This window comes from Nonlabens sp., from assembly GCF_047636915.1.
Lineage (GTDB): Bacteria > Bacteroidota > Bacteroidia > Flavobacteriales > Flavobacteriaceae > Nonlabens.
The window spans coordinates 1-7,848 of record NZ_JBLIGN010000101.1; the positions used below are offsets into that span (position 1 = coordinate 1).

At 36.7% G+C, this 7,848-nt stretch carries 8 protein-coding genes; 4 read left to right on the forward strand and 4 right to left on the reverse strand.

What is annotated here, in order from left to right; translation table 11 throughout:
- Both ACJAT0_RS11600 and ACJAT0_RS11605 read right to left on the reverse strand, forming a co-directional pair.
- A partial coding sequence (locus tag ACJAT0_RS11600; RefSeq protein WP_415181784.1) for an AarF/UbiB family protein occupies positions 1 to 658 on the reverse strand: 658 nt, incomplete at its 3' end.
- A gap of 186 nt (positions 659 to 844) precedes the next feature.
- Positions 845 to 1,558, reverse strand: coding sequence for a TetR family transcriptional regulator C-terminal domain-containing protein (locus tag ACJAT0_RS11605; RefSeq protein WP_374004554.1), 714 nt, complete (start codon positions 1,556 to 1,558; stop codon positions 845 to 847).
- Between the two features lie 762 nt (positions 1,559 to 2,320).
- Here ACJAT0_RS11605 and ACJAT0_RS11610 point away from each other — a divergent pair.
- Positions 2,321 to 2,599 carry a hypothetical protein gene (locus ACJAT0_RS11610; RefSeq protein ID WP_415181785.1) on the forward strand — a complete coding sequence of 93 codons (279 nt, stop codon included), beginning with the start codon at positions 2,321 to 2,323 and terminating at the stop codon, positions 2,597 to 2,599.
- A gap of 185 nt (positions 2,600 to 2,784) precedes the next feature.
- Here the strand turns inward: ACJAT0_RS11610 and ACJAT0_RS11615 are convergent, their stop codons facing one another.
- Complete coding sequence (locus tag ACJAT0_RS11615; protein WP_374004552.1) at positions 2,785 to 3,144, reverse strand: toxin-antitoxin system YwqK family antitoxin; 360 nt, start codon at positions 3,142 to 3,144, stop codon at positions 2,785 to 2,787.
- Positions 3,145 to 3,375: 231 nt separating this feature from the next.
- On the opposite strand from ACJAT0_RS11615, the gene aspS reads away from it, so the two are divergent.
- From aspS to hemH, 3 genes are all read left to right on the forward strand, one after another.
- Complete coding sequence (gene aspS / locus ACJAT0_RS11620; RefSeq protein WP_374004551.1) at positions 3,376 to 5,124, forward strand: aspartate--tRNA ligase; 1,749 nt, start codon at positions 3,376 to 3,378, stop codon at positions 5,122 to 5,124.
- A 345-nt stretch (positions 5,125 to 5,469) separates the two neighbouring features.
- Positions 5,470 to 5,724 (forward strand): hypothetical protein, encoded by a 255-nt coding sequence (locus ACJAT0_RS11625; protein WP_415181786.1) that lies wholly within the window; start codon positions 5,470 to 5,472, stop codon positions 5,722 to 5,724.
- Between the two features lie 841 nt (positions 5,725 to 6,565).
- Positions 6,566 to 7,597, forward strand: coding sequence for a ferrochelatase (gene hemH / locus ACJAT0_RS11630; protein WP_415181787.1), 1,032 nt, complete (start codon positions 6,566 to 6,568; stop codon positions 7,595 to 7,597).
- Between the two features lie 9 nt (positions 7,598 to 7,606).
- Here hemH and ACJAT0_RS11635 read toward each other — a convergent pair.
- A partial coding sequence (locus ACJAT0_RS11635; RefSeq protein ID WP_415181788.1) for a hypothetical protein occupies positions 7,607 to 7,848 on the reverse strand: 242 nt, incomplete at its 5' end.

The window sequence follows — 7,848 nt, forward strand, 5'->3', positions numbered from 1 at the left end:
GAAACTTAAGATTAGGAATATGTGCGCAAGCTTCAGTAATTGCGATACTCTGCTTTACTTCAAGCTCGTAATCGGTCTCTTCTGTTAGTTTATCTTCTACTTCAGAAAAATATCTTTTAGAGTCCTCTCCTTTGAGGTTGAACATTTTAATAGCGAAGGGCTTTACCATCGCAAGATCACTTCCTATAGATTCTGCTACTCCTGGATATTGAATTTTTATGGCGAGTTCGGTACCATCCTTCGTAGCTCTGTGAACCTGGCCAATGCTAGCGGCGTTTACAGAGTCTTTAGAAAATGTATCGTAAATTTCTTCAGGAAAAGCACCTTGATATATTTTAAATGTCTTTCTAACTAATGGAGCAGATAATGGTGGTACGCTAAACTGTGCGAGACTAAATTTCTCTACATAAGCGCCTGGTAACAAGCTTTTGTCCATGGAGAGCATTTGCGCTACTTTAAGCGCGCTGCCTTTTAAACTCTTTAAGCCGTCATAAATATCTGTGGCGTTATCTTCGTCTAGAGAAGAGCGGTCCATGGATGGATTCACTGCTTTTTTAGAATAATACTTGATATAGTTGACACCTATTTTGGCTCCAGTTTTTACCATTTCTGATGTACGACCTATTTTACTGGTAGGTATTCTGTCTAATGTTTTCATAGTGCAATAGCGAATTCGTAAGGTTTAATTATGAATTCTTTAATTTGTTGTTATCACGCTTTCGTCCGGAATTACCTCAGGATAAACTTCTGTTTTCCCAAGAAAATAAAAAATGAAACACATAAGAAATATGAAGATCAATTTCTATAAGGAGTAATTTTGGTTCTAAACTGTAGCTTTGATGTATTAGGCCATTCTTTCTTTCCATAAAAACTTTCCAAAATCAAGAACAGCATCTAAAGGAGTGTTATCAAAAACATCAAAAATGGTGTTTACCGATTTCTCAATAGCCATGTCCGTCTTTTCAAAACCAGCACTGTCGTCATCCATCCAGAATTTCATAAGAAATAACATTTGGATCCAGGCGCCTTCGCTGTAGATCGTTTCAGAACGTTCTAGGATAATGTTGGTTTTATCCTCATTGCGCTGCATGATCAAGTCTTTAGCAAAATTTTTAACGTGCTTGCGCAAGCCTTTCAATTGCTCCATATTACTCATGGTATTCTGGTTTTCTTTTAAGGTATAAAGAACATAACTCCTATTAAGGGTTAAAAGCTCAAAGAAAGTATAGAAAAAGGTAAGCATCTTCTCCCTATTGGAAAAATGATCATATTCCTCATTTTTATGAGCAACGTCCATAGTCATGGTAAAGAAGGTATTCCAGATGTCTTTGCTCAAACTGTCAAAACTACCGAAGAATTTATAAAACTCCTGCTCCGACATGTTGTTGTCCTTAGCAAATTTATAAACAGATTTAGGCGTTCTTTCGTGCTCAAGAACATAATCCATATAGGCAGTGATGATATCGTGCTTCGTGATTTCTCGTTTTACGATTTCTTGCTTAGCAATGTCTTTTTTTGCAGGTGTTTTTTTTGCAGGTGTTTTTTTAGGAGTTGCCATAATCTAAGTCATTTGTGGTAAAGATACGATCAGTTGAACTTATTGTATAATATGTTACAGCAAAAGTATGTTAACCTTTAGTCGCCTTTTTTAGGTAAAACTTAGGGCAACAGTGTAAAAAACCCCTTTCTATATTTTAGAAAGGGGTTTTAATGTTCAAGATAAACGTCACTTGTCTTTTACTAAAGACCATTTATATTTTTACGAAGTTGCGTAAGGTTTATGAAAATAAAAGAGAGTTTTATATCTACTCTTACTGCCACAGCATTAGTAGTATTGTCACGTCACTGGTAATCGATGCCGTCCGCTAGATCAAAACTAGAAAAAGCAGTTATTTTTTTTCATACCTACCTTAGGGATGACACTTGTCGGTCTACTAATGTTTAAATTATCACTACTTGAATAGGTCATTCAGTCAGGAACGCGTTGAAATTCTAGCGCAAAGTAATTTCCCGTATCGATGGTTATGGATTTGCCTTGCTCTTTTCTTTTCTCGCGATTATAATAGTGTTTAGGTTTCAAGACTTAGTGTGTTGGTCGCAATAAATGGAGTCTTGGGATTTAAAACATTCTTATAAAAACTAAATTATTGTCCAAATTCTAGATGGATCAATACTCTTTAACTTATTGGTTTCCAATTCATCGCTTTGTGTATTTGTCAAAAAGCTACACAGCAAGGTGTAAAGGAAAATAAATTTTTCATAATTGGAATACATTAGATTGTGAAAAAATTAATCCTATGTTTTGTTGTTATTGTGTTAGTTGTCTGATGGACGACTTCAGAACAAGCTGATCTCGATCTTTACAGGAAGTTTATATGATGAGCGTGTGGTAAACACTCTTGGAGTCAAAATTAATTTTTTAGGTGCGCCAGACGGTACTTTTATACCGGTATATTCAGATCACTCTTCTTTCAAACTGAAAGGAGTTTATTCCATTACCGATCATCAAGCTGCATCATCAAATCAATCAGAAATATATGTTGCAATAAACTATGATGTTCAGAACAATACGCCACACATTGAGGAGGAAATTGAGTAGGGGACATTTTCCATCACTAAAAATACAAAAGGCACTTACGTTTCTAAAATTGATAATGCTTTGGTGGATATGGTTGGTAATGACTTTACACGCGGTTACGCCGGAGTTTTAACAACAATAAGTCCATAAAAAAATCCCTTTCTAAAATTTAGAAAGGGATTTTCAAGATTATAAGGAATCGTGAACTACGGTCTGTTTGTTGCCACGGGTTCTTTACTGACCCACGTGTTAACTGCTACAATAGCATTTTCACTATAATCTACTTCAGTAAGTTGGTCGTTATTCCAGAAAAACCATTTACCTGCTTTTCTATTGTTCTTATACTCTGCCTTAGCAGTTTTTTGACCATCAGCATTATAGCTAATCCACTCACCGTGTCTTTTATTTTCTAAGAATGTTCCTGTTTGAGCAACCGCTCCATTGTCATGGAAAAAAGTTGCTTTAATCACTCCATCTTCCATCTTTTCAAAGGTAGGTTTTACCTCCTGTGCCATTGCAAATGTTCCAATTGCTAATGCGCATATTAAAAGAATATTTTTCATCATCTTGTGCTTTTATATGATTCAAAGTTAACATTAAAAACATGTTAAACCAACATTTAGATAACATTAAATTTACATTAAATCTATAAGTAATTGACTATGATATAGATAACTAAATAATAAACGTTTCGTAATCGATAAAAACGAGGTGTTTTTAATCAAATATTTGCCTTTTCCTTTTGTATTTATGTCTGAAATCGGTTTATTTTTGCAGGTTTACTAGAAGTAATAATTATGTATAGATCACACGATTGTGGCAGCCTGCGTGCTAGCGATATAAATAAAGAAGTAACACTTGCCGGTTGGGTTCAGAAAAGCCGTGATAAAGGTTTTATTGTTTGGGTAGATTTAAGAGACCGCTACGGTATTACTCAGTTGCTTTTTGATGAAGAACGCACTGAAAAAGTACTTATTGAAAAAGCTCAAAAACTAGGTCGCGAGTTTGTGATTCAGGTAAAAGGAACCGTAATTGAACGGGTATCTAAAAATAAAAACATCTCCACTGGTGAAATTGAAATCCTGGTGAAGGAATTAGAAATTCTCAGTGTGTCTAAAACGCCTCCTTTTACTATTGAAGATAAAACAGATGGTGGAGAAGAGTTGCGTATGAAATACCGCTACCTTGATATACGCCGCAATCCAGTGCGAGATAATTTGATTTTCCGTTCTAAAGTAGCGATGGAAGTACGTAATTTCCTGGCAGGCAAAGATTTTATAGAAGTAGAAACTCCTGTATTGATCAAATCCACCCCAGAAGGTGCTCGTGATTTTGTGGTGCCTTCTCGCATGAATGAAGGTCAGTTTTATGCCTTGCCACAGTCACCACAGACCTTTAAGCAATTGCTTATGGTGGGTGGTATGGATAAATACTTTCAGATAGTAAAATGTTTCCGTGATGAGGATTTGCGCGCAGACCGTCAACCAGAGTTTACACAGATAGACTGTGAGATGTCTTTTGTGGAGCAAGAAGATGTCTTGAATGTCTTTGAAGAAATGACACGTTATTTATTGAAGAAAGTGAAAAACGTGGAGGTAGCGCAATTTCCAAGAATGACCTACAAGGAGGCGATGGAAAAATACGGTAATGACAAACCAGACATTCGTTTTGGGATGGAGTTTGCTGATTTGAACGCTTTCGCGAAAGCGGGAGAATTCAAAATATTTAACGAGGCAGAGCTTGTCGTAGGGATAGCGGTTCCTGGTGGTGAGAGCATGACACGTAAAGAAATAGATAAATTAATTGATTGGGTAAGACGTCCACAAGTAGGAGCAACCGGAATGGTGTATGCAAAATACAACTTAGACGGAAGCTATAAGTCCAGCGTGGACAAATTCTACACACAAGAAGACCTTGCAAAATGGGCAGAAGCCACTGGAGCAGAGCCTGGAGATTTAATTTGTGTAATGTCTGGACCAGCTCATAAAACGCGGGCACAATTAAGTGCATTGCGTATGGAAATGGCGGAGCGATTGGGGTTGCGTAATTCAAATGAATTTGCGCCATTATGGGTGGTCGACTTCCCACTTTTAGAATGGGACGAAGATTCAAAACGTTACCACGCGATGCACCATCCATTTACTTCTCCTAAGCCAGAAGATATAGAGAAGCTAAAAACAGATCCTGGAAATGTGCGAGCAAACGCTTATGACTTGGTGATGAATGGAAATGAAATAGGTGGTGGATCTGTAAGGATATTTGATAAAGAGTTGCAAGCTTTGATGTTTGACCATTTAGGCTTTACACCAGAAGAAGCTCGTTCACAATTTGGTTTCTTGATGGATGCCTTTGAATATGGAGCACCTCCACATGCGGGGCTAGCATTCGGTTTTGATCGATTGGTAGCTATTCTAGGCGGGCAAGAAACCATCAGAGATTTTATTGCTTTCCCTAAAAATAACAGCGGTCGCGATGTCATGATCGATGCGCCAAGTGCTATTGATGACCAACAGTTGAAGGAATTAAATTTGAAAGTAACCGTTTAGTTGGTGAGTCAGGGAGCGATAAGTCTTCGAGACTTTCAGACTTCTGTTTTTTCAAATAAGCCAGCATGAAGGCTTTCGAAATGCATATTTGGTTTTCAGCTATGCGTTTTGAGTTAGGGAGTCCTTCATTTTTGGAAACCTCACTCTTATAGTGCTTATACTATGCTTGTCAAAGGGGTAAGAAAAAGTTGAGTTTTTGAATATAAAAACATCAGTCTTAGAGAGCCTTACACATCACCTTGTCCTGATAGACAAACAGTGATTTGGTATATGGAGTTGATTGAAAGGCTCTCGAAATGTGGATTTAATGAATATAATTATATGGGTTTTTTAAAATTTCTTGGAATGTTACTCCTGTTTGCTATGGCAGCAATTGGGGCAGGATTTTATACTATAGATCAAGGTGACCCTGCTTCTGGTCATAAGATGATTGGTCTTTCTACCTTGTTTGTATTCTTTGTGATCATGCCTTTATTTATATGGACCCGCTATAAAGACAAAGACCTGAGTAAATTCAATTTTAATCAAGGTAAAAATGTTGACGATGATGATGATGATGATGAAGACTGGGATGTGGATGATAAAAGTAGGCTGAATTAGAAATTAAGAAGACCGAAGTAAAGAATAGTTCTAAGGTCATGAGGCTAGTAATCAGAAATCGGCTCATCTATAAAGGCCCAAAATAGACGACCTTTTGCAAACGTGACCTATGTCTTTAAATCTGGTTATATAATGAGGGATGTACGAGAGTTAAGTGGCGCAGTACCTGATCATATTAGAGTAGCTAAAGATACATATGGTGAAATTAGTTTAAGTTTAATGTTTTTAGTGGAGGGTCTAGAATTAAGGTATGATAAAGGGCTTAAAATATCCAGTTAAAGAATACAAACTACCCTACTGACGGCCAGTCCTGAGATTATAAAAGTAAATCGATGCTTTAAAGGATTTTTTAAAAGTGAGGGTGCTTAAAGTTTCCACCGTTTTATATCACAGAAAAATACAGCCTTTAGTTCCCGTTAAGATAATTCGTAAATGGCCTGTTCTAGGTAACGTATAAATTGCGTTTATGGATAGACCAACTGTGTATTCAAATGTAGCGCTCCTCTCTTTAGATATTTTAGATTACCTTCCCATTTAGCTCTAAAGGACAAAGGATTCTAAAGGAATGAAATTTTTTAAAGTAAATTTTACTCGGGGTATAATATCCATCTTCAGGATCCAAGTTTCCGACGGAGATTCAGAGATAAAAGCTAACAAAAAAGAAAAACACCATGCTATTTTCAAGTAAAAGTTAAACGTGATATAAATGTTGACATTTGAGTTTACTGTCGTTAAATTATACATATTATCAGTAATATCAATGGAAGTATCAAATATTTAAAAGACAATTTGGTAATTACTTGACCATATTGCCGACTTTTGTAGAAGTATAAATTTAGATATGAAAAAAGGAGTATTAATGGTAAATCTGGGGTCTCCAGACAGTCCTAGTCCAAAAGATGTAAAGAAATACCTCGGTGAATTCTTAATGGATGAGCGGGTAATTGATTTTCCATATGTGTTGAGAGCGATTCTTGTAAAAGGGATAGTTTTAAATACAAGGCCTAAAAAGAGTGCTGAGGCGTATGGTAAAATTTGGTGGGAAGAAGGAAGTCCATTAATTGTCCTCTCTGAACGTTTACAAGAGAAGATAGATTCTTTTACTAGTATACCTATAGCTCTTGCCATGCGCTATGGATCAATGTGTATAGAAGACGGTTTAAAAGAGTTACACGATCAAGGTGTGGATGAGGTACTGTTGATTCCATTGTATCCACAATACGCTATGGCAACTACAGATACGATTCAAGTTCTCGCAGAAGAACTGCGTCAAGAGAAGTTTCCACACATGTCGTTTACCAACATGCCTCCTTTTTATAACCATCCTGACTATATAAGGGTGCTGTCAGAATCGATTAGGGAGTCTCTTAAAGGTAAGGACTACGAGCATTTACTATTTTCTTACCATGGTATCCCAAAAAGGCACATCAAAAAAAGCGATATTACAAATTCACATTGTAAAATGGATGGTAAATGCTGCTCTACGCCTTCACCCGCGCACGAGTTTTGCTACAGCCATCAGTGTAAAGAGGTAACTCGATTAGTAGGGGAATACTTGGAAATGGAAGAAGGAACATTTTCTACCAGTTTCCAATCTCGTTTGGGTTTTGACCCATGGTTAACTCCCTATACGGACCGTACGATCGAAAAAATGGGATTAGGAGGCACCAAGAAAATGGCAATTGTTACTCCAGCTTTTGTAAGCGACTGCCTAGAAACGCTAGAAGAGATCGCTATGGAAGGAGAAGAGATTTTTCATGAAGTAGGTGGAAAGGATTTTCATGTTATCCCTTGTTTGAACGATCGTGAAGATTGGGTAAAAGTACTTTCTCGTTGGATAGATGAGTGGGCTATGAGTGAAGTAACGGCATAAATGTATATCTCATATACATAATAACAAAGGCTTTTCAGAATAATGAAAAGCCTTTGTTTCATTATAAAATCTAAGCTTTAAGGTCTGATTTAAATGACCTAAAAAAAACAGCAAAGTATTTTTACAGCACATGTCTACAAAAACACCCAGCAAATCCCAACTTTTAGGAACAGAAACGATAACTAGTTTGTTGATTAAGCAAGCAGTTCCTGCGTCTATTGGTATATTAGTGATGTCACTTAATATACTGG